Origin of the sequence: Bartonella capreoli (assembly GCF_902813205.1) — a bacterium.
Lineage (GTDB): Bacteria > Pseudomonadota > Alphaproteobacteria > Rhizobiales > Rhizobiaceae > Bartonella > Bartonella schoenbuchensis.
Genome location: NZ_CADDZX010000055.1, coordinates 1 through 1,090, shown reverse-complemented (window position 1 = coordinate 1,090; position 1,090 = coordinate 1). Strand labels below are relative to the sequence as shown.

Below are 1,090 nucleotides of genomic sequence, written 5' to 3'. Positions count from 1 at the left end.
TTCTCCCTTGTTTATTAGGGGCAAAAATGACAGTCTTTCTAAGTATTTTTCTGCAAAAATTCTTTTATGGAGAGGTAGAGTATGAATTTTGTAGTCATGCTCGCCATTGATAATCTGGTTGTTTTGGAGTCTTTCATAAAGAATAATAGTGCTGGTAAGCACACGCCTAAAAGAAAGAATTAAAAACGTTTCTTTCCCATATTTTTTTGTTGAGTCATGTGAAAATTCCTTTTAAATAGGCTTTTATGAAACAGAACTTAGGGATCTTTTCAATTGTTCTTTGCTTGTGGGGCAAAACGGTTCTTTTCAGCAGCCGCTAACATTTCTTTTCTTCTAAAATAGATCGCTCGACCACATCGTAAAGGGGGATGACCCTGCATCAGAATAATTTGTTCATCTTGACGCATTTCTTGAATAATTTCGTGAGGTAAAATCAGTGCTCTTTGTTGATAATTAATGTTATAAGAGCCTTTTCCAAAAGATAAACCTCTCGATTTGCTTGTTCCGGTTACTTCCACTGTCATTTGACCACAGCGCTCTGAAATGTCTTTGGCTGTTTGAAGGTCTTTAATGGCAGCATAACTTACAAATGAACAGCTTTCAAACCATGATCGTGCTCCTGCTTCTCCAAAGTGATTGACCAACTGACCAGTAGATTGGTAAAAGAGCATTAAGGATGTACCGTATTTACGGCCACGATCGCGCGCTTCTTCTAAAATATTCATATAGCCTAGAAGATCAACTTCATCTAAGACAAATAAAACACGCTTTTTATAGTTACCGTCTGCTGTAACCATGGCATTGAGAAAGGCGCCAATAATCACGCGTCCAATAGCTGGATAACTGTTTAAAATGCTTGCGGGGAGATTGAGAAAAACATCTGTATTGCCATTTGTAATATCTGAGGAAAAAAAATCATCTCCGCAGACAAGATCTGCGTAATTGGACAAATAAAGCCATTGAGTGTCTTTTGATGCGGTTGTATAGACTCCTGAAAAGGTTTGCTCTGCCATTTCTGTAAAAATTCCAACCATTTCGCGAATAAAAGGAGAAGGTGTTGTTTCTTGAATCATACGTAGTTGATTGACAA

The 1,090-nt window shown here is 37.5% G+C and carries 1 protein-coding gene; it reads right to left on the bottom strand.

Going from position 1 to position 1,090, the window contains the following annotated elements:
* Positions 1–269: 269 nt before the first annotated feature.
* On the bottom strand, positions 270–1,090 hold an 821-nt coding region (locus J7R05_RS07220; protein ID WP_208541763.1), incomplete at its 5' end, for a type IV secretory system conjugative DNA transfer family protein.